Below are 20,621 nucleotides of genomic sequence, written 5' to 3' on the forward strand. Positions count from 1 at the left end.
TGTGCTAAAAGGCAAACGTACGAAGGGGGATTTTTGGAACTGTAGGAGCGGTAGCGTCCGCCTTTGTATCCGGATTTCAACCGCGATAAGAGGTACAATTTAGAAATCTGGAGACAACAGCGGCCGGAAGTCCAAACATCCACCGAAATTACGTCCCCGCCTAGCTGGCAATTCTTTAGTTCCATTAGCTTTAATCTTTAGCTTTTCTTTAGATTTGGTTTAGACTGGATTAAGAATGGCAGGCTATAGTTACAGTTAGCGCAGCTTGCATGACTAGATAGAGGGGGATTTCACCATGTATACCATTCTCATAGCTGATGATGAATCGGAGATTGTAGAGCTTCTGCAGCTGTATCTGGAGAAGGAATACAACATTCTGCAAGCACAGAACGGGATTGAGGCGTTGAAGCAGATGCAGAATAACAAGATAGATCTGGCCATTCTGGATATTATGATGCCGGGGATGGACGGGCTGCAGCTGCTGAAGCGGATTCGTGAGCATGAGCATTTCCCGGTGCTGTTCCTGTCAGCCAAGAGCCAGCATCATGATAAAATCCTAGGGCTTGAGCTGGGAGCAGACGATTATATCTCCAAGCCCTTCAATCCGCTGGAGATCGTTGCCCGTGTCGGGGCCCTGCTGCGGCGGGTGCATCAGTTCGATGCCAAGGCTGTAGAAGAAGAGCAGACGAAGGAACAGATTGTGCTCGGACGGTTAACGCTTGACCGGAGCAGCTGTCAGGTTGAGGTGGCCGGCGAACCGGTAGCTCTGACTTCTACGGAGTACAAAATCCTCGAACTGCTGATGGAGCAGCCGGGCCGGGTATTTACGCGCAAGAAGATTTATGAGGCCGTCTGGGAAGACTTCTATGTCTATGAGGACAACAGCATTATGGTGCATATCAGCAATATCCGCGATAAGATCGAGCGTGATTCCAAGAAACCGGAATACCTGAAGACGATCAGGGGATTGGGGTACAAAATTGAAGCACCCGTGGAAAAGTAGAGATAACCGCCCGCTGCAAACGTCGCTGACGATCGACTTTCTGCTGTTCAACTGTATGCTGGTGATGCTTGTACTGGTGGTCTATCTGTTCATCCAGAAGGATATCACTCACGTCATCATGGAGAAGCTGATCCCCGATCCGGATCTGTCGGTCGAAGCCGGAGATTACCGTAACGAGCTGGGCCAGGGACCGGAGAGCGACCGGCTGCTGCAAAGCGGAGGGTGGCTGGAGCTGCTCGATTCAGGCAAGCAGGTCATCCGCGTTATTGGAGATAAGCAGGATCAGGCCCTGGGCTATGATGAGAACAGTCTGTTCCAGGGGCTGGAGAACCGCAGCGATCAGCCCTATTACTACTCCATTTCTCAAGTGGATAGTGACAGCGGAGTGGCCTGGCTGCTGCTCAAGATTCCCCGCGATGTGGTCAGCGTATCCATTAACAACGAAATGCTGTTGGCCTATCTGAACCATTCGGTGTTCTTTTATGTGTTTGTGGTCAGCGGGCTGATTCTGATGCTGATCTTTGTATATAGCTACTGGGTCTCCAGACGGATCAAGAAGCCCCTGCGGGTTCTAAATCTGGGCATGAACCGTATGATGGAAGGGCACTACAATACACGGATTGCCCTCTATGCGGAGACGGAGTTTCTGCGGATCGGCAATAGCTTCAACTATATGGCGGATGTCATTGAGCGGACTACGGAGGAGAAGCGGCAGGCCGAGAAGAGCAAGCAGCGGCTGATGGTCGATCTGTCACATGATCTGAAGACACCGATTACCAGTATTCAGGGTTATGCACAGGCGCTGGTCGAAGGACGGGTTACGGACCCTGAACGGCAGACCAAATACCTGAATTACATTTATACCAAATCCGTACAGGTGACGAAGCTGATTCAGCATATGCTGGACCTGCTCAAGCTGGATTCACCGGATTTCATTCTTCGTGTAGAGCGGCTGGAGCTGGGAGATCAGCTGCGGGAGATTATTGCCGACACTTACGGGGAAATTGAGCAAAAAGAGTTCCAGCTGCAGCTGCAGCTGCCTGAAGAGCAGGTGTATGCCCATTATGATCCGGAGCTGTTCGCAAGCGTGATCAACAATCTGATCTCCAATGCGCTGGCCTATAATCCTGAAGGGACACGCATCCGCGTGACGGTCATTCCGGAGGACACGACTGTCCGGATTGAGATTGCCGATAATGGAGTGGGCATTCCCAAGGAGCTCTGGTCCACGATCTTCGATCCGTTTGTGCGGGGGGATGAAGCCCGGACGACAGCAAGCGGTGGGACAGGTCTCGGATTATCCATTGCCAAGAAGAACGTAGAGAAGATGGGCGGTTCCCTGATGCTGGAGAGCCGGGAAGGGGAGCCGACGGTGTTCATGATCCGGATTCCCAGATAAATAACTTTCAGGAGGAATAATAATGAAGCAGGATACGTTCAAGGGGCTTGTGGAGATTTCTGACCGGGTAATTTCAAGTATAATCCGCTATGCAGTTACCGAAACACCGGGCATTGCCGGAATGTCCGGCAATCCGGTCAGCGGAAATCTGGCCCGGCGACTAAGCGGTAAGATTGGCACCAATGGATTATCAGTGGATGTTACGGATGAAGCCGTGGCGATTCAGCTGGATATCATTATTAACTACGGATACAAGATTCCTGAGGTATGCCAGATTCTTAAGGATAACGTCCATCAGGCCGTTGAGCATATGCTGGGTTTGTCTCCGCCTATCGTGAATATCAAGGTCGATAAGCTCGCTTTTCCCAACCTATAGATCTGTCTTCACGTCATCGGTATAGAAATCCTTCACGACTTGCCGTGCAGACAGCTTGTTCTTTGAGTAGTTGATTCTATAGATGCAGGAATAGATGACATTTAGGACATATTCAAAGGCAATCTGCGAGGAAAAGGTACCGATCTTGGCATGCTTCACTTCATCCTCAGGCACTTGGATACACAGTGTGCTGAGCTTGGCCAGTTCCGTACCGTGAGCTGCGGTGATGGTGATAAAGGGGATGCTGTTGCGTGTGAAGTACTTTGCCGCCTGCAAATTATTCGCTGATAACCCGTGATAGGTTAAGAAAATGGCACAGTCCTGCTGCGTAAGATTAACCGTATGATATTCCCACTCCGAGAGCTCCGTCGCAATCACGGCGTATTTATTGATTTTGATTAATTTATTCTGGAAGCTCTTCGCCCGGATCTCGGAATCGCCCAGCGCATAGATGAATATCTTGCCGGCCCGCTCCAGGATTTCAGCAGCCTCGGCTAACTGGGCATTCTCCAGAAAAGCAAAATTCTTCTCGATGGTTGCCTTCATTACTTCTGCAATTTCTTTGGCTACCTGAATGGGAGTTTCACCATGCTCAAACGGATAATTGACATCCACATTAGAAATGCTATGGACATCCAGCTGGAACTCCCGGGCCAGCTTTAGAATGAATTCCTTATAGCCCGCAAGTCCGAGTTTATGGGTTAGGCGGTTAATCGCCGAATGCGAGGTATAGGTAGCTTTGGCCAGCTCCTGTATGGACATCGGCAGCATACTTTCCTTATGGGTCAGGATATAGGCAGCAATGCTTCGTTCGTTGGTGGTAAAATGGTTCATTTCCTTTATTTGCAGCAGCAGCTTCATGACTAAGGTTCACCTCAAGAATTGAATTTCTAAGCTATAACAGACCCGGCTCTGAACATAATGTTCAAGGATTTACACCGGTAATTACATATGAACGGATAATTGTACCGTTATGCCTGCTAAGTCTTCACGGCGGGTCTTTTTTTTCTATAATTAATGAAAGAGAAGAGAATAGGAGGAATTATAATGTTAACACTCGGCTATATCGGCAACGGCAAAAGCACCAACCGCTACCACCTTCCATTTTCCATGAACCGCGATCACTTGAAGGTCAAGACGATCTACGCCCGCACGCTTACGAAAGCGGAATGGCCCAGAGTACCCGGGATTGAATATACTGATGATCTTGAATCCATGATGAATGACCCGGAGATTCAGCTGATTGTAGTATGCACCAACACCGATTCCCACTATCATTATGCCAAAATGGCGCTGGATCACGGCAAGCATGTTCTGGTGGAGAAGCCTTTTATGCTGACGGAAGAAGAAGCGGTCTCTATCTTTCAGTATGCCAAAGAGCGGAATCTTGTCATTCAGTGCTACCAGAACAGACGTTATGACTCAGATTTCCTCACCGCACAGCAGGTTATAGAATCCGGTAAGCTTGGAGATCTGCTGGAAGTGGAAATGCACTTTGATTACTATCGTCCCGAGGTTCCGGCTTCAACTCCATTCTCTAAATACTACAGTTACTTGTACGGACATGGATGTCATACCATTGATCAGGTGCTGTCATACTTCGGCAAACCGGATACCATTCATTACGACGTCCGCCAATTGCTGGGACCGCAGCAGATGAATGATTACTTCGATCTGGATTTCTTCTATCCTTCGCTAAAAGTATCGGTTAAATCCAGCTACTTCCGGCTCAAAGAGCGGCCAAGCTTCGTACTTTATGGTAAAAAAGGTGTGTTCGTCAAGCAGACGAAGGACCGTCAGGAGGAGCATCTGAAGTTATTTTACCTGCCTAAGGGACATAGTGACTTCGGTATTGACCTGCCGGAGCATTATGGTATTCTAACGTATCTCGATGATGAGGGCAAGTACCATGAAGAGAAGGTCACCTCAGCCAAAGGAGATTATGCCAGGGTGTATGACGGGATCTATGATGCCATCGTTCTTGGCACAGATAAGGTAATTAAGGATGAAGAGACCATAGGCGTTATGCAGATTCTGGAGCAGGGAATGAAGGGGTGCCGCTAAATGAACTTGGGAATAGCTGGAGCCGGAATGATTGTCAAGGATCTGCTCAGCTTCATCGGAGAGATTCCGGGAATATCACTGACAGCCATCTTCGCCAGACCCGGCAGGGAAGACGCTCTGCAGGAGCTGCAGAACCAGTATGGGATAGCCAGGCTCTATACAGATTACAGCGCCATGCTTCGGGATACAGACGTTGATACTATATATGTGGCATTGCCGAATCACCTGCATTATGCCTTCACGAAGGAGGCGCTGCTAAGCGGCAAGCATGTTATCTGCGAGAAGCCGTTCACGTCCAATCTGGCGGAGTTTCTGGAGCTGAAAGAGATCGCTGAGCGAAGGGAGCTTATCCTGGTTGAAGCCATCTCAAATCAATATTTGAACAATGTTGCGGCGGTGAAGGAGCAGCTGGCTGGTCTCGGTTCCATTAAAATGGTGTCGTGCAATTATTCGCAGTATTCTTCCCGTTATGATGCTTTCAAACGCGGTGAGATTCTGCCTGCTTTCAATCCGGAGATGTCCGGCGGGGCCTTGATGGACATTAATATCTACAACATCCATTTGGTTGTCGGCTTCTTCGGAAGTCCACAGTACGTGGAATACCGGGCGAACATGGAACGGGGAATCGATACGTCGGGCGTGCTGCTGCTGGATTACGGTATTTTCAAATGCGTCTGCATTGGCGCCAAAGACAGCACAGCTCCTGGTGCAGTGAACATTCAGGGGACGGAAGGGTACATACAGATCAACGGCTCCGCGAATGGATGCGACTCCTACGATTACGTCCTTAACCGGGAGAAGCCCGTCCGGGTGGATCATAAGGATCACCCCCACCGGATGTATGACGAATTCCTTCACTTCGAACGATTCATCCGAGAGCAAGACAGAAAGACAGCCGCCGAAATGCTCGCACACAGTGAGCGGGTGATGCGGGTTATCGAGCAGGCTAAGGCCAGCGCCGGACTTGTATTTGGATCAGATCGCGGATAATAAAGAGCAGGGCTTCTTCCGGTACCGGAGGAGCTCTGCTCTTTTGTTTATCTTTTCAGAGGAGTGATATACAATTATTAACAAATGCCTAAAGGATGTGGACGTAATGAATCTGGACAGAATTAGTGAAATTGCTCTTAACACAATGAGTCACCGGAAATCTCATCTGCAGAGAGAGACGGGGTTCGTCTATTATCATTGTCAGCGGGTAGCCAAGATTGCTCTAAGCTTAAGAAAAGAATTGTTCCCGGATGAAGGTACAATGGACGATATCATGTATGTTGCCTCAATCTTCCATGACGTTACCAAAGGAATTGAACCCCATCAGGAGACCGGCTCTGTTCTGGTCAAGTCACTGCTGAAGGATAAATGCTCCCCGGAGCAGCTGGAATTCATATCTGACATTATTGCATTACATAATATTCGCAATCATGAGGAGCTCCCGTACTACATAAAGCTTGTACAAGATGCTGATATGCTGGATCATTTCGGCACCATGGATATATGGATGAAATTCTTCCATAGTGCGCATGAAGAGGAGAATGTATGGGATACTATCCGGTTCTGGGAGAGTGAAGAGTTCGATAATTATCTTAAGAAGTCACGAGGTCTGCTGAATTACGACCGATCAAAGCAAATTTTTGATACTAAGCTGAAGTTTGAACTGCAGTTCCAGGAACGTTTCAAGGCAGAGTGCAATGGAGAAGTAGATCTCAACTAACGAAGCAGATAAAATAGCAGGCACCCCGGAAAATTTTCCACAGGTGCCTGCTGTTTTATGGTTGTAGACAACAATGTTGTACGTTTTACAACTTTGATTGATGGGTAACCGCGGGTTTGGGAAGATTGTTGTATAAAATACAAGAATAATCCTGCTAAGCCGCTTAAATAGGGTGAAATCCTGCATTTTATACAACAATTTTGGATTTGGGCCGATATTACGAGGAAAATGTTGTATTCTGGCAGGATTTTATAAAAGTCACCAGATCTCTGCTACAGAAAAGTCGATGAATCAAGGAATTTTGCAGGAAATAATTAACTTATTGTCGAATTTACTGGTTTGGGCTAATCCGGCGTACAGCCAGGGGCAGCTTACATACAATGGGGGAAGGAATTCGAACAACTATGAAAAAGATTGTATTACTGCTCACCGCGCTGTTGCTCATGATTGGGCTGGGGTATCCGGGAGGCACCGGACAGGCAGCGGCGGCAGCCGCAGCACCGAAGTACACGGAGACTTCCACATTTGTGGACGGGACACTTATGATCTCGGCATCCAAGTCTGTACTCGTCAATGGTTCGGCTTATGTACCTGTGAAGCTGCTGAATCAGATTCCCGGCTTTACCGTTGCTACCGCAGCCTCTGTTGTGACCCTCACCGGAAGTAAGGGAAGCGCAAAGTTGAACAAGGACAATTCTATACTGTATAAAAACTCCAACTATGTCGCGTTCAAAACACTGCTTAAGCTTGGAGCCATAGACGGCAAATATGCCACCAGCTCGTATTCGCTGTTCATCTGGAGTACGGAAGAAGGCAAAATAAAGAGCAACAGTATGCTCTACGCCATCAGTAAGCTGCCAGGAACAATGGGCCAGGCTGTGGGCAAGAAGGTCTATCTATATGCACATCCCGGCAGCCACTGGGTGACAGATGTTCAATACGCGGATGATACCAATACTTCTACGTTCACCATGCAGAGCGAAGCTGGACTAACCTGGACACTGGATCTGGACGACAGTGAGACCGACACGTTGTACACGGAAGAGAATCTCTTTGCTTTCAAAGAGAATTTCAACGGTGATTCGGCATGGGCTGTAAATGCAAAGATTCCGGACAGCCCTTTTATGAACATGGAGAAGGTTACGGTCAAAGATTTCCGTTCTAGTCCCGGTGATGGCAGTTTAGAGGTACAAATCCGCCGGGCGAACGGTCAGGAAATCTATATCAGTCTAGACACGACCGTTAACCCTGTTGATTACCTTAAGGAGCTATTCTACTTTAAGAATCCTAGAACAGCTTATCCCAGCAGTGATGCCGTATGGGCTGCTATCCGGGATGAGCGGATCATTACCGACATGACGTTTGAACAAGTCTATCTGTCATGGGGAGAGCCCGACAGCTACAACGAAGATTTGGGGTATATCGTATACGGCCATCAATATCTGTATTTCGTTAATAACAAGCTGAAATATTATTATGAGCTGTAGATGATTGCGCCTAAGTCATTCGTAAATGGTACTACACTGAAAAAGCCTCACCGTTGAGGCTTTTTCTTTTGTAATATAAAACTAAGAATTCTGCAGGGACTGGTTGAATTTCAACCTTTGTTCATACCCGTGAATATAGTTGAGGCCTGAGTGAGTTAACTCACCTGAATTAGCATAACCGGCTTCGTGAATATGGGTCAGGGTAATATTGAAATCTCTTTCGTCCATACCTATTTGGTTGAAGCGGGGTTCCTTCTCTTCTTCAAGCAACTTCAGAATCTGATATACCGGGTCCGTACGTAGCAATTCATTCAGCTTCCTTCCTGTAAGCAAATATGGCTATAGCATATGCACAAGGAGGGATGTTGGTGACCAACTAATTCTAAGAAGGGGGCAAATAAATAAATGAATGATTCGTTCACTCTATTGCCAAGAGACAAACACGATTTTGAACGGGTACACGAACTGAACAAGCTGGATAAACAGGACCTCATCCCATTAATCCCGGAGTTGTTACAATGGCTGCAGGATATAAACTGGCCTATAGCAGAAGAAATCTCCAATTTGTTACTGACGGTTCCTAAAGAGACGGTTCCATACATAGAGGAGGTTCTAAACGGAGGAGATGACATATGGAAGACATGGTGTCTGCAGTTTTATGTAAGTCAATTGCCTGAAGAATTCAGACATTCATTAGAGAAGCAGATTCAGCGAATAGCCTATAACCCAACCAAGGGTGAGGAACTTGAAGAAGTGCATATTACAGCAAGAGAATTGCTCAAGGATTTCAGCTGAATTCCTTGAGCAATTGTAATTATTGCATACCGTGGCCCGTAATCGTCTTCGTCTCCAGACATTCAGCAATACCATATTCCCCGTATTCTCTGCCAAGCCCGGACTGTTTGTAACCGCCGAAGGGGGCTTTCATTTCCGGGCTGGCACCATTAATGCTCACAACACCTGCAGCAATTCTGGAGGCAACCCGGTTGGCCTGATCCAGGTCCGCGGAATGCACATAGGCCCCAAGGCCATAGTTGGTGTTATTGGCGATTGCAATCGCTTCTTCCACGGTCTTATAGGTGAGAACCACTAATACGGGTCCGAAGATTTCCTCTCTGGCAATCGTCATGTCCTCAGTAACATTTACGAACAGGGTGGGTTTAACGAAATAACCATGTTCTAACCCCGCAGGCCGGCCGATGCCACCTGTCACCAATTCTGCGCCTTCATCAATACCCGTCTGAATATAGCGCTGTACGTTCAGGAACTGCTTCTCCGTAACAATAGGGCCAAGCACCGTGTCTTCCTCCCAGGGATTGCCGACCTTCACTGCCCGGATAGCTGATTGTGCCAGCTGCTTCACTTCCTGGAGACGATGCTCCGGAACAAGAAGGCGTGTACCTGCTACGCAAGCCTGCCCATTATTCATAAATCCTTGAGCTACCGCTACTGGAATCACTTTGGTGTAATCGACATCATCCAGAATTATGTTAGGTGACTTACCGCCGAGTTCCAACGTAACCCGTTTCAGCGTTTCTGCTGCACCTTTCAGGATTTCTTTGCCGACACGGGTCGATCCGGTAAAAGAAATTAACGCAACATCCGGATTGCGTGTGAATTCAGCACCCACGGTATGACCGTAACCATTCACGACATTAATGACTCCTTTCGGGAGTCCTGCATGGTGGAATGCTTCCGTAATTCTTTGCGTCTGCAGGGCACTAAGCTCACTCGGCTTGATGACAACCGTACATCCCGCAGCAATGGCAGCCGCAAGCTTCGCCGTGATTTGTGAATAACTTGCATTCCAGGGCGTAATGATCCCGACGACACCGGCAGGCTCAGAGACTACCTTGGCAGAAGCGATATAACGGACAAACTCAAAGTTGTCCAGCGCCTGCTTCGTATCGAGGAAATTAGCAGCAGCCAGCTTCACGCGGCCGATGGCTGATTTTGTCGAGGCGCCATATTCCATAATATTTGCTTCCGCCATTGCATCCATGTTCGCCAGAACAGCATCATGCAGCCGCTGCAGCATTTCACTGCGTTCTTCCACAGAAGTCTGAGAGAAGGTTGCAAAAGCTTCCTTAGCCGCAGCAATAGCCAGTCGGGCATCCTCTTCATTACCGAGTACAACCTGACCTATCACTTCTTGGGTGGCCGGGTTGATCAGCCGCTGAATCTCCTTCCCTTGCGGTTCGATATACTCACCATTCACATACATGCGATCCAATGTAAACATGTAGACATTCTCCTGTTCTTAAGATGGGATAGTATGAAGACGAGGAAATAATATCACGATAATTAATCAAAGTAAACAAAAAGCGCACAAAGTGTCTATAGAGTATATTTTGTTTCTTGCCATGAAATTTTCATGTATAATGGATTGACTGGCCAACAGGAGGAAAAACAGTATGTCCTTAGACCCAAAGAAGTCCCTGGCGCAAAGCAAGCTATTGAAAAAAATCATTCCTGCCGTTATGAAGGATGGCTTTCAGCAGTTGAAAATGGAAGAAATCGCGAAACTGATGGATGTCAGCCGTGCGACTATGTACAAGCATTTTTCCTCCAAAGAAGAGGTTATTGCCGGTGTAGTGTACATTTTTGTGGACTACATAGATCAATTGAAGCTTCCTTCCGTGCAGGTGGAGGAAGAATTATTCGGGGTTTCTTTTCAGCAGCTGTTTGAGCAGTCAGTTTCGCTCGCCGGTAAAATATCTGAGGTGTTCCTGAAGGAGCTGCAGAGCGCTTACCCGGAGCTGTCCGACAGCCTGAGGTCGGCACTACTGAAGCGCGAGCAGCAATCGCTGGAATTCTACCGTCATGGTATAGACAAAGGCATATTCCAGCCGGTCAACGAAAGGTTCATTCTGCTTCAAGATGAGCTGCTGCTGCGCGAGATTATGAATACGAAGTATTTACTGCAGAATCAGACCTCCATTCAGCAGGTGCTGACGGACTACTATCAGTTTAAGAAAATTCAGTTGTTCCGCCCGGAGAAGATGGGGCTCATCGAGGATCATCTTATCATTCCGGTCATTAATCATGTCGCAGAGAAATACAATCGTACACTGTAGGAGGACAATATGCAGCTAATTCACCCCAAAGACATCCAAACCCAAATCGACCGGTTCACCGGTCAGGACCTTTATATACACCTGGAGCTCACAACTGGTGCTTATGCCAGTCACATTGACAGTTCGCGTCCGCCGGGATCGGCGTTCATTAGTAATGCACTTATCCGCTACACGCACGGCTCAATTTCGGGAACAGGTCCTTACCGGGTAGGCCTGAAGACAGAGCAGGGCTGGATTTATGCGGAAGGGCTTACCCATGTGGATGAGAACGAAACTGAGCGGCTAATCCTGGCCGGACATGATAATCAAGGCAAGCTGATTGTGGCGCTGCAGCTTAGCCGGAACCCTTTTTAAGGCAAATGGAGGATCAAGCAACCGTGAATAGCAGACCTATGGACAATAAGAAGATTTTAGTTGTACTTCCCCATCCCGATGATGAGGCGTACTTTGTATCCGGAACCTTGGCTATGTACATTGAAGAAGGGGCTGAGGTTACTTATGCTTGTCTGACACTCGGCGAGATGGGCCGCAACATGGGGGTTCCGTTAATCGCGAACCGGGTTACCCTGCCGGCGATCCGTAAGGAGGAACTGGCCGCGTCTTGTCAGGCAATAGGTATTCAAGACTTAAGAATGCTCGGCTTCCATGATAAAATGATCGAGTTCGAAGACCCGGATCTGCTGGATAGTCAGATTATGAAGCTGATTCAGGAACTGACTCCGTCGCTCGTCATTACCTTTTATCCCGGGTACAGCGTTCATCCCGATCATGATGCCACCGGAGCTGCTGTTATCCGCACAATTGCCCGGTTACCTCTGACAGAAAGGCCAGTTGTACATTGCTCTGCTTTCTCTAACAATCATGAGAAGAGGATCGGGAAAGCGGATGTAACTCTAGATGTGACCTCATTCCTCGCTGTGAAGATTAAGTCTATTCTATCGCACAGCTCCCAGTTCCAAGCAGACAAGCTTCTTGGCGGCCGTGATATAACAGATGATATTATCCGTAGCAAGTTCGGTACAGAACGGTTCTGGACCTATTCATTCGAGGAGCATGATACGACTAACCGGAATGGAGAATTGCTGTGTGCGCAGACATAAGTGCTAAGTACATAGAACAAGGGTCCGTTACCGAACCGGACTATATTGCAGTGAATCTCGAAGACGCAGTGAATTATGTGATGAATTTAGCTCGATAGGAGTGTTATAGATGACTGAACAACAAGTGTACATCCGCTTCCCTGAGGATACAGATGCCGTTGAGCTGACGGCGATGTACAAGCGCAACCGGGAGTTTTTCGAAGAGCATTCGCCGGATGTTCCTGATGAGTTCTATACAGAAGAGTATCAGCGCGACAGGATTTTGAAGTATAAGGAAGACAGAGCTGCGGACGATAGATACGATTTCCTGGTATGTCATAAGGCAGATGACCGGATTATCGGCACTGTAGGGTTGTCTTTTGTGGTGCGGGGACCGCTGCAGAGCTGCATGATCGGGTACAGCCTGGATAAGGATTATAACGGAAAAGGCTACATGACTGAGGCTGTGAAGCAAGTAGTGCGCTATGCCTTCGAGGAGCTGAAGTTCCACCGGATCACAGGGGAAGCTTCTCCCGGTAATCCCGGATCAATCCGTGTGCTGGAGAATGCCGGGTTCCACAAGGAGGGAATTGCCCAGCGCAACGTGAAAATCAGGGGAGTATGGGAGGATCATCAGATTCTGGCCATTCTCAATCCGTCAGATCTGATCTAACAGAAGTAATGCAGTCATAGCATGCATATATTCTTAATTTTGGAGGTTCATCTATGAGTCAGCGTTTGCGTATCACCCGTTCGATGCAGGAAGGCAATGCAGAGCAAGCCATTACTTTGGAAGAGTGCACACAGTATTTTGCAGACAAACCCGATTTCTCGTATTCACAAGTCTTAACCGTAAAAGGACCCGAGAGCACGATGTCCATTGATGGTGACTTTTTCATGTGGAGCTATGAAGGGATGGAATTCCCTTTCCGGTTGTACATGGGAGATCTGTACGTAGCCCTTTCCACAGAAGCCATAGTTCCTGTAATGCTCGAGGTTGCCACCGCCCTGCGGGCTGACGTGGTTGAAGGGTAGCTTAGGGAAAGTTCAGGTTAATCTGTTTATTACACATTAAGTAACCCCGGGTGATGTTATATTTATCCAATGAATACGGCACATTTAGGGGGCAATTGTATGAATAATATTAAGACTAGAGTAAGTCCGCTGCACGAGATGTTAACCGATTTTGTTGAGAATGGACCGTTTACGGGATTAGCTATAGGCATTGTTAAAGATACCGAGGTAATCTTCACAGGTGAGTATGGAGCAGCCAATGTGGCGACAGGTGCGCCTGTGCTTAGCAGCACCTTGTTTCACCAAGCTTCTGTCTCCAAAACATTCGTAGTTACGGCTGTTATGCAGCTGGTGGAACGTGGACAGGTAGAGCTGGATTCGCCCGTCAAGAACTATCTTCCTTATTTCAAAATGGAGGATGAACGTTATCTTCAGATTACTGTAGGGCAACTGCTCAACCATACCTCCGGTATGCCGGATGAAGAGGATTATGCCTGGGACCGGCCTGAATACGATGAAGAGAGTCTCGAACGGTACGTGAAAAGCATCAGCCGTCACAAGCTGCTGAGCGAACCCGGCACTCATTTTGCTTATAGTAATATCGCTTATGAGATTCTGGGGGATTTGATCGCTAAGGTCAGCGGACTGAGCTTTGAGCAGTATATGAATGAGCATATGCTTGAACGGGCGGGGATGACATCCAGTTCATTTCTGAAGCAGGAGGTGGAAACGGCTCTGGCCGCTCCTCATGTACTGAAGAATTCAGCAGGGTACGGCCCCGGTGTAAGTGAGGTGTTTCCATACAACAGGGCGCATGCCCCCAGTTCCACGCTGTATACCAACGCCCAAGATATGTGCCAATATATGTTGATGCAGCTGAGCCAGGGGAAGGCCAAGGACCGGTATAACGCCTTACAGCCCGGCAGCTATGATCTGATGTGGAATCCTACTATGGCTACAGGCTGGGGCCCTGAGCATGAGCAGGTCGGGCTGGGCTGGTTCCTGGGTGAGTATAAAGGCTCCCGGATTCTCTCGCATTCCGGATGGGATACTGGCTTTCTGAGTGACCTGATCCTGTTCCCGGATGATCATATCGGCATCTCTATAATGACCAACTGTGACTATGTATGGCTGGGCAGCGTAACCTACCCAATCCTTGATCTGCTGCTGGGTTCAGATATTAGTCAGCTCAAGCAGTCGATGGCACATCGCGTTACCAAGGTTGCTGTAACTAACGGAGTCGATAAGGCACTCGAAGAATACCAGCGTATCAATAGTTTGGAGCAAGACAAGCATTATTATGTTGATTTTGAATTTGTGCGCGTTTCGGATACTTTAAGCTGGAGGGGCCACCGTGAAGAAGCTATCCGCGTTCTTACCTGTGCCGCCGCAATCTTCCCAGATAGTGAATCTGTTTCAGGAAGACTGAAGGGGCTTATGGCAGAAGCATAGACATTTGCAGATACTTAATATGAACTTATCAAGGCTCCTCCGACAGTCACAAGGACTGCAGAGGAGCCTTTTTATAAGATTCTATAGTTGCTGCACTGAATCCATACGCCGCCAGCCCATGTACACCAGAGACAGAGCAACAACGGTGAGGATGATCCCAAGGACCCGGAATCCGCCGAAGCTGAACTGATTCCCCATCACGATGCCGATCAGCAACGAAGAAAGGATGGTCCCGAAGTATCTGGACGTACTGAATAATCCGGAGGATACGCCGATGATGTCTTTGGGGGAACTGTTGAACAAGGCGGCTTGCATCGCGACATTGTTCAATCCGTTACTGATTCCGAAGGCCGCCAGAGCCAGGCATATGCTGATCACCGGGGAGGACGGATTCAACATCACGATCCATACTGACCCGAGTGTCATAAGGATTGCGGATACTACCATGGCGGGCCTTGGACCGGACACATCGATCCATTTCCCAGCCAGCGGAGAGACAACCAGTGAGCATAAACCCAGACTTAACATAAGAATTCCCGTGTGGAACTCGCTGACATGACGAACCAGCTGCAGGTAAGACGGCAGGCCGAAAAAGACAGAATAAAACAGAAGATTAACCAGCATGAACTGGAGATTGACCCAAGTCAGCGCCGGATAGCTCGCGAAAGTCCGCAGCGGAATAAAAGGTGACTTTGCGCTGAGCTCATGCCGCACGAAGAATGCAAGTAGAACAAGTCCGGCAAGTCCGGCTATAACATTGAATAAGGAGACATGTCCGGAGGATTTGGCAGACAGCAGTTGAGCTAGCAGGGCAACCAGACCTACAGAGAATAGCAGAATACCAGCTACATCCATACGGTTCATCCATTGGCGCATAGACAGCTTATTAGCAGCGGCCGCCAGCGGCTGGTCCTTAGGAATAGTCCTCCAGGCTAACACAAAGCTTGCCATCACAAAGGGAACATTGATGAAGAAGATGGACGACCAGCCCCATAAGTGAATCAGTACCCCTCCGATAAAAGGCCCAATGGCTGCGGCTCCCGAGGTGAACATAGACAGAACAGACAGCGCGGTAGCCTGCTTCTCCGTAATATGCACCCGTACAATAGCCATTCCTACCGCCACCACCATACTCGTTCCAATGGATTGTACAATCCGGAATAAGATCAGCCACCCGAAGCCTGGGGCCAAAGGAGCAAATATAGAAGCAACGAAGACGATAACCAGCCCGGTAAGAAAGATGCTCCTGCGTCCGAATAGATCACTGGCTTTGCCCATGACAGGTTGAGCAACCGCGCTGGCAATATAGAATGAGAAGATAATCCAGGAGACTACGGTGTAATCAAGCTGGAACTGATGCTGTAATCGTGGTATAGCCACAGAAACCATTGAAGAGTTGAGCGGGTTTAGCAGGATTCCCAGCCCGACGGATATCATTAACCACCAGCTGCGGGTATTCATTATATTTTCCCCCTATCATTGCGTTAGGGATATCGTACTTGAATTGGATTATTTACTCCAACGCATTTTATGTTATGATTTCATAGACTTGAGGGAATGAATGGAGGCGGGTTATGGAACTTCTTCAATTGCAATATTTCATCGCAGTGGCCCGTTTGGAGCATATGACCGAGGCTGCGCTTACGTTGCATGTGACTCAGTCCTCACTCAGCAAGACCATCCAGCGCCTGGAAGAGGATCTTGGGGTTCCCCTGTTTGACCGGACCGGGAGGAAGCTGCGCTTAAATGAGTCCGGCAGCAGATTCCTTCCGCGTGCGGAGAAGGCCTTGTTTGAATTGGAGCAGGGGAGGCAGGAGCTTAGAGATCTGTCCAGCCTGGAGCCGGATACACTTGAATTAGCCGTGACCACCGCAAGCACATTGCCTAATATCCTCCGGGAATTCCGCAAAAAGCTGCCGGCTGTCCATTTCCACGTACAAATGCTGTCCATGCATGAGATGATTACCCTTCTTCGAAGGGGAGAGGTCGATTTCTGTTTGTCCTCACCTCCGGTATGGGGAGAAGATATGGAGTGTCAAATCGTATGCACCGACCCTATCTATGTTGCCGTTCCAGCGGGGCACCGTTTGGCAGGCCGCCAGAGCGTATCCCTAATAGAGCTCAAGGATGAATGGTTTGCCGGTGTCACAAGAGGCTACGGGATTCGTGATTTGGTGGACTCCGTATGCCAATCCGCAGGATTTACCCCACAGTATGTGTATGAAGGGGATGAACCGGCAAGGCTCGTCGCCCTGGTGGAAGCGGGAATCGGCTTAGCCTTCATACCCGGCACGGCCAAGAATGCCCAGGATAATATAGTGTTGATCCCTGTAGAGGATCAGGGACTGGTCAGGGAGATCGCCTTGTTATGGCATAAGGGCCGCTACATTTCACAGGCTGGACGGATATTCCGCGACGTCGTTATTGAATATTTTGGTAGACTGGTTTAGTCTAATTTAGTTCCTCATAAAGGCTTTTATGTATACGGTCACACATTATATTGAATGAAGGAAATGATATGTTTAATAAGATGCTTCTTAAAGTTTATGTGTTATATTACATAGATATATACTAGTAATTGATTTATATTCACATCATATTGAATTTTGATTGTTTTTTGGAAAATATACATATAAGGGGTTTCTATGATGAATAGGATTGTTCACTTATCTGATTTTCACTTATCCAAAAACGATTTGACGGATTTTAGACTCTATTGCCTTAACCCTTTAATTGCAGATTTGAAGAGATTTAATTCAGAATTAAAAATTGATTTGATTATATTTTCAGGAGATTTGGTTGATAAAGGAGGGTTAAGCTTTGATAAGGATATTGAGATTGCATTTTTAACATTTGAAGAACTTGTTATTTCACCTATTCTATCTGCGTTAATGTTACCTAAAGATAGATTTATTTTTGTTCCTGGAAATCATGATATAAATAGGATTATAGAAAAACCACGCATGGAAATAGGATTATTAAATTCGTTAAATTCGCCTGAAGAAGTAAATAATTATATTGATGAAGATTCTCTAGATGGTTCTCAGAGAATTGTTCAATTTAAAGATTTTGAAAAAGCATACTTTCATGCGAGTTCCCATAAAATTAGCAATTTCGCATCAAGCTTTATTTATAAATTTGGAAATTTATCTGTAGGCGTCAGTTGTTTTAATTCGGCATGGAGATGTTGGGATAGTGATAGAGATAAAGGAAATATTATTATTGGTGAACGGCAAGTAACAAATGCAAGACAAGAAATTGAGAATTGCGATGTTAAAATAGCAGTAGTTCATCATCCTATCGACTGGTTAGCATCATTTGAAAGAAAGCATATTGACCAAATGATTCAAAGGTCATACAACATGATGTTTTGTGGACATGTTCACGAAGGTGAGAGCTCATACAAAACATCCATGTATGGGGGGCTGTTCATATCAACAGCTCCTTCAAATTGGAGTGGGAATGTTAGAAGGAGAGATAGAGATTTTGCAAATGGTTACTCAATTGTTGATTTTACACAAGAGAATATAACAATGTTTAACCGGAGATATAATCATTCAAAAGAGTCATTTGATCCTAATCCAGATATGGGTGACCATGAAGGTAAAATATACTACAAATTTCCAAATGCTATATCTATGGGATTCCAATATAAAAAAAAAGATCTTTGTGATTTAATAAAAACTGAGAAAATACAATTTATAGATGAACATTTGCTCAGTTATCGTTCTCAAACACAAGCTCCAAAAAAAATAGATGAATTATTTGTCTTACCTCATTTGACTCAAACGTTAAATAAAGAGGAAACTGTATATAATTTAGAAGGAATTTGTAGTGGAAAAGATGATATCATTTTTGTAGGGCGAAAAGAATCAGGGAAAACAATTTTATTAGATAAGTTATTAGTTGATTTCACTGAATTTTCAGATATATATAATGAAATTCCAGTTCCTATTAACTTAGATGAATGGCCAACATCAAATTTCCAAACTGATATTGGCCGTTTTCTTAATCTGAGAGCCGGTGAAGTAAATGAACTTCTTAAAAATCAAAAAATAGTATTATTAATTGATAATATAACTCCTAATTCCCAAAAAAATTTAAAACTTAAAAATTTAGAAAAATTCATAACAGAGAACCGGGAGAATGTACGTGTTATAGCAACAGCTGAATCTCTAATGACAAGTGATCTACCTTTAGAACTAAAAAAACATCCCTTGATTTCTAAATTTACAGTTATAGATATAAAACCTTTTAGATCGAAACAGATTAGATCGCTAATTCAAAATTGGTTTTCAACTAATGAAAAATATAATAATTCTGATAGTTTAGAAGAAGTTATAAAAATATTTAACAAACTCAATATTCCTCGTACTCCTTTAGCTGTTTCAATGTTTTTAAGCATAATTGAAACACAACCAAACTATACACCTATCAATAATGCTACAATGCTAGAAAATTATATTGAAGAATTGTTTAATAAACATTCTATATATGAAATACTTTCCGGGGAATTTGATTACAAAAATAAACAAAGATTGTTGACTGAAATTGCCTATGAGATGTATAAATTAGATTCAATTAACTATCGTATAGGACGAACAGACCTAATATTATTTATAGAAAATTATCTTATATCTAGAAAATTCTCATTTAAAGCTGAAGACATTTTACATGGTTTTGAAATGGTCGGTGTTTTTGCGGAGGAGTTTGATAACAAAAAGCATTATATTCATTTTAGATTTAATTGTTTTTATAAATATTTTCTTATGAAAAATATGGATTTAAATACAGAGTTTAAACAATTGGTACTTTCCGAAACAAATTATGTATTTTTTGAAGATGAAATTGATTATTATACAGGTATTAAAAGGGACGAGGAAGAGGTTTTATCGAATATTCTACAAAGAATGAATATTAAGTTTGATAATTTATTAAAAATATCCAATAATATGCTTTCAGAATATGATGAAATTTTTTATTCGAAAAATTCATTAATTTCACAGTTTGAAGATAATTTTATTGAGACAATCGGTTCAATAGAAAAACCTTCAGAAGATGAAATTGATGAAATTAATGATAGTAAACTTGAAGTCGGGGCTACTGCGGAAATAGGAATACCGAGAAAAGATAATAAAATTTCCTCTATCCGTGATTTAGAAATAAGTTGGAGTTTGTTAGGGAAGGTACTGAAAAATACTGAAGAAACTACAAATGGAGATCTTAAATTAACTGCATATCAAAATCTAATAAGATGTTCAGCGATATTATTAGCGTTATCAAAAATATTAGTAGAATCAGCTATGGAACAGAATGAAATAGATATCTCGGAATTTGTAATAAATCTCTTTCCCTTTGGGATGCAAATACTTACTCATAATTTAGTGGCTTCTTCAAAGCTTGCTGTTGTTATGGAAGAAGATATAAAAGCAAAGTTTAACCCACCTACAGGAGTGATTTCCGAATTAGAATTATTTTTGTCAGTATTTATTTTTGCAGATTTAAAAAAAACAGATCACACAAGATACATCAAAGAGTTAATAAATAAAACTAAAAAAAAGTATATCAAAGATAATATATTAGTCAAGTTGATGAATTATTATTATTTTAAACAAACCAATGACTTGGAATATTTGAATTTATTAGGTGATCTTACAGCAAAGGAACGAGGTAATTCATTTCACGATAAAAGTAAGGCTATGGACGAATATAAATTAAATAAGCAACGATTTCTGCAGCATGGAGATGTTGATACAGAAATTACTTAAGAGGGCGAGAACCTTTTATTTCATTAAGTAAAAATCATGTGTAAAATACACTTTTAAAAAAAGTATTTATCTGCAAAGCAAAAAAGCGATAGGTCTGCCAATTATGGCTAACTTATCGCTTTACTGTTTTATCTCGACTTTTTCATGTAAGGTAGAAATCTTGAGATTTGAGTTAAAATAATAATATGTTC

At 45.0% G+C, this 20,621-nt stretch carries 20 protein-coding genes; 16 read left to right on the top strand and 4 right to left on the bottom strand.

What is annotated here, in order from left to right; genetic code table 11:
• The first annotated feature begins 295 nt into the window (after positions 1-295).
• The 3 genes from GC101_RS25220 to GC101_RS25230 are packed head-to-tail and all read left to right on the top strand — an operon-like array spanning position 296 to position 2,778.
• Complete coding sequence (locus GC101_RS25220; protein ID WP_042137244.1) at positions 296-1,003, top strand: response regulator transcription factor; 708 nt, start codon at positions 296-298, stop codon at positions 1,001-1,003.
• A complete protein-coding gene (locus tag GC101_RS25225) occupies positions 981-2,402 on the top strand; it encodes a sensor histidine kinase (protein WP_171719511.1) in 1,422 nt (473 codons plus the stop codon). The genes GC101_RS25220 and GC101_RS25225 overlap by 23 nt, the downstream gene beginning before the upstream one ends.
• Positions 2,403-2,424: 22 nt before the next feature.
• Positions 2,425-2,778, top strand: a complete 354-nt coding sequence (locus GC101_RS25230; RefSeq protein ID WP_039291716.1) for an Asp23/Gls24 family envelope stress response protein — start codon at positions 2,425-2,427, stop codon at positions 2,776-2,778.
• Here GC101_RS25230 and GC101_RS25235 read toward each other — a convergent pair.
• Positions 2,773-3,639 (bottom strand): MurR/RpiR family transcriptional regulator, encoded by an 867-nt coding sequence (locus GC101_RS25235; RefSeq protein WP_171719512.1) that lies wholly within the window; start codon positions 3,637-3,639, stop codon positions 2,773-2,775. The two genes, GC101_RS25230 and GC101_RS25235, sit on opposite strands and share 6 nt — an antisense overlap.
• 186 nt (positions 3,640-3,825) lie before the next feature.
• On the opposite strand from GC101_RS25235, the gene GC101_RS25240 reads away from it, so the two are divergent.
• The 4 genes from GC101_RS25240 (at position 3,826) to GC101_RS25255 (ending at position 8,040) form a co-directional block, all read left to right on the top strand.
• Positions 3,826-4,842 carry a Gfo/Idh/MocA family oxidoreductase gene (locus GC101_RS25240; protein WP_171719513.1) on the top strand — a complete coding sequence of 339 codons (1,017 nt, stop codon included), beginning with the start codon at positions 3,826-3,828 and terminating at the stop codon, positions 4,840-4,842.
• On the top strand, positions 4,843-5,832 hold the full coding sequence (locus tag GC101_RS25245) for a Gfo/Idh/MocA family protein (protein ID WP_171719514.1): 990 nt from the start codon (positions 4,843-4,845) through the stop codon (positions 5,830-5,832).
• A gap of 106 nt (positions 5,833-5,938) precedes the next feature.
• Entirely contained in the window at positions 5,939-6,553 is a 615-nt protein-coding gene (locus tag GC101_RS25250; RefSeq protein WP_171719515.1) for an HD domain-containing protein, read from the top strand.
• Positions 6,554-6,957: 404 nt separating this feature from the next.
• Positions 6,958-8,040 carry a hypothetical protein gene (locus GC101_RS25255; RefSeq protein ID WP_171719516.1) on the top strand — a complete coding sequence of 361 codons (1,083 nt, stop codon included), beginning with the start codon at positions 6,958-6,960 and terminating at the stop codon, positions 8,038-8,040.
• Positions 8,041-8,121: 81 nt separating this feature from the next.
• Here GC101_RS25255 and GC101_RS25260 read toward each other — a convergent pair whose 3' ends face one another.
• Positions 8,122-8,346, bottom strand: coding sequence for a hypothetical protein (locus GC101_RS25260; RefSeq protein ID WP_171719517.1), 225 nt, complete (start codon positions 8,344-8,346; stop codon positions 8,122-8,124).
• A gap of 99 nt (positions 8,347-8,445) precedes the next feature.
• Here GC101_RS25260 and GC101_RS25265 point away from each other — a divergent pair, with 99 nt between their 5' ends.
• Complete coding sequence (locus GC101_RS25265) at positions 8,446-8,835, top strand: DUF5071 domain-containing protein (RefSeq protein WP_171719518.1); 390 nt, start codon at positions 8,446-8,448, stop codon at positions 8,833-8,835.
• Between the two features lie 19 nt (positions 8,836-8,854).
• Here GC101_RS25265 and GC101_RS25270 read toward each other — a convergent pair whose 3' ends face one another.
• The gene (locus GC101_RS25270) at positions 8,855-10,282 is read right to left on the bottom strand and encodes an aldehyde dehydrogenase family protein (protein WP_171719519.1); all 1,428 of its coding nucleotides are present in this window, start codon (positions 10,280-10,282) and stop codon (positions 8,855-8,857) included.
• A gap of 172 nt (positions 10,283-10,454) precedes the next feature.
• Here GC101_RS25270 and GC101_RS25275 point away from each other — a divergent pair, with 172 nt between their 5' ends.
• From GC101_RS25275 to GC101_RS25300, 6 genes are all read left to right on the top strand, one after another.
• Complete coding sequence (locus GC101_RS25275; protein ID WP_171719520.1) at positions 10,455-11,117, top strand: TetR/AcrR family transcriptional regulator; 663 nt, start codon at positions 10,455-10,457, stop codon at positions 11,115-11,117.
• A gap of 9 nt (positions 11,118-11,126) precedes the next feature.
• Positions 11,127-11,471: a YojF family protein gene (locus GC101_RS25280; RefSeq protein ID WP_042137271.1), complete on the top strand. Its 345-nt coding sequence runs from the start codon at positions 11,127-11,129 to the stop codon at positions 11,469-11,471.
• Between the two features lie 38 nt (positions 11,472-11,509).
• A complete protein-coding gene (bshB2, locus tag GC101_RS25285) occupies positions 11,510-12,217 on the top strand; it encodes a bacillithiol biosynthesis deacetylase BshB2 (RefSeq protein WP_171719663.1) in 708 nt (235 codons plus the stop codon).
• Between the two features lie 109 nt (positions 12,218-12,326).
• Positions 12,327-12,869, top strand: coding sequence for a GNAT family N-acetyltransferase (locus tag GC101_RS25290; RefSeq protein WP_171719521.1), 543 nt, complete (start codon positions 12,327-12,329; stop codon positions 12,867-12,869).
• 53 nt (positions 12,870-12,922) lie between these two features.
• Entirely contained in the window at positions 12,923-13,231 is a 309-nt protein-coding gene (locus GC101_RS25295; protein WP_171719522.1) for a hypothetical protein, read from the top strand.
• A 99-nt stretch (positions 13,232-13,330) separates the two neighbouring features.
• Positions 13,331-14,662, top strand: coding sequence for a serine hydrolase domain-containing protein (locus GC101_RS25300; protein ID WP_171719523.1), 1,332 nt, complete (start codon positions 13,331-13,333; stop codon positions 14,660-14,662).
• 81 nt (positions 14,663-14,743) lie between these two features.
• Here the strand turns inward: GC101_RS25300 and GC101_RS25305 are convergent, their stop codons facing one another.
• Complete coding sequence (locus tag GC101_RS25305) at positions 14,744-16,123, bottom strand: MFS transporter (RefSeq protein ID WP_171719524.1); 1,380 nt, start codon at positions 16,121-16,123, stop codon at positions 14,744-14,746.
• A 113-nt stretch (positions 16,124-16,236) separates the two neighbouring features.
• On the opposite strand from GC101_RS25305, the gene GC101_RS25310 reads away from it, so the two are divergent.
• Together GC101_RS25310 and GC101_RS25315 are read left to right on the top strand one after the other, a co-directional pair.
• On the top strand, positions 16,237-17,112 hold the full coding sequence (locus tag GC101_RS25310; RefSeq protein WP_171719525.1) for a LysR family transcriptional regulator: 876 nt from the start codon (positions 16,237-16,239) through the stop codon (positions 17,110-17,112).
• A 195-nt stretch (positions 17,113-17,307) separates the two neighbouring features.
• On the top strand, positions 17,308-20,430 hold the full coding sequence (locus tag GC101_RS25315; RefSeq protein WP_171719526.1) for a metallophosphoesterase: 3,123 nt from the start codon (positions 17,308-17,310) through the stop codon (positions 20,428-20,430).
• The last annotated feature ends 191 nt before the right edge of the window (positions 20,431-20,621 follow it).

This window comes from Paenibacillus phytohabitans (genome assembly GCF_013141775.1).
Taxonomy (GTDB): Bacteria; Bacillota; Bacilli; order Paenibacillales; family Paenibacillaceae; genus Paenibacillus_AQ; species Paenibacillus_AQ phytohabitans.

Coding starts and splice junctions, on each gene's coding strand:
- GC101_RS25220 (WP_042137244.1), top strand. CDS start 296: ATGTATACCATTCTCATAGCTGATGATGAATCGGAGATTGTAGAGCTT.
- GC101_RS25230 (WP_039291716.1), top strand. CDS start 2,425: ATGAAGCAGGATACGTTCAAGGGGCTTGTGGAGATTTCTGACCGGGTA.
- GC101_RS25235 (WP_171719512.1), bottom strand. CDS start 3,639: ATGAAGCTGCTGCTGCAAATAAAGGAAATGAACCATTTTACCACCAAC.
- GC101_RS25240 (WP_171719513.1), top strand. CDS start 3,826: ATGTTAACACTCGGCTATATCGGCAACGGCAAAAGCACCAACCGCTAC.
- GC101_RS25245 (WP_171719514.1), top strand. CDS start 4,843: ATGAACTTGGGAATAGCTGGAGCCGGAATGATTGTCAAGGATCTGCTC.
- GC101_RS25250 (WP_171719515.1), top strand. CDS start 5,939: ATGAATCTGGACAGAATTAGTGAAATTGCTCTTAACACAATGAGTCAC.
- GC101_RS25255 (WP_171719516.1), top strand. CDS start 6,958: ATGAAAAAGATTGTATTACTGCTCACCGCGCTGTTGCTCATGATTGGG.
- GC101_RS25265 (WP_171719518.1), top strand. CDS start 8,446: ATGAATGATTCGTTCACTCTATTGCCAAGAGACAAACACGATTTTGAA.
- GC101_RS25270 (WP_171719519.1), bottom strand. CDS start 10,282: ATGTTTACATTGGATCGCATGTATGTGAATGGTGAGTATATCGAACCG.
- GC101_RS25275 (WP_171719520.1), top strand. CDS start 10,455: ATGTCCTTAGACCCAAAGAAGTCCCTGGCGCAAAGCAAGCTATTGAAA.
- GC101_RS25280 (WP_042137271.1), top strand. CDS start 11,127: ATGCAGCTAATTCACCCCAAAGACATCCAAACCCAAATCGACCGGTTC.
- bshB2 (WP_171719663.1), top strand. CDS start 11,510: ATGGACAATAAGAAGATTTTAGTTGTACTTCCCCATCCCGATGATGAG.
- GC101_RS25290 (WP_171719521.1), top strand. CDS start 12,327: ATGACTGAACAACAAGTGTACATCCGCTTCCCTGAGGATACAGATGCC.
- GC101_RS25295 (WP_171719522.1), top strand. CDS start 12,923: ATGAGTCAGCGTTTGCGTATCACCCGTTCGATGCAGGAAGGCAATGCA.
- GC101_RS25300 (WP_171719523.1), top strand. CDS start 13,331: ATGAATAATATTAAGACTAGAGTAAGTCCGCTGCACGAGATGTTAACC.
- GC101_RS25305 (WP_171719524.1), bottom strand. CDS start 16,123: ATGAATACCCGCAGCTGGTGGTTAATGATATCCGTCGGGCTGGGAATC.
- GC101_RS25310 (WP_171719525.1), top strand. CDS start 16,237: ATGGAACTTCTTCAATTGCAATATTTCATCGCAGTGGCCCGTTTGGAG.
- GC101_RS25315 (WP_171719526.1), top strand. CDS start 17,308: ATGATGAATAGGATTGTTCACTTATCTGATTTTCACTTATCCAAAAAC.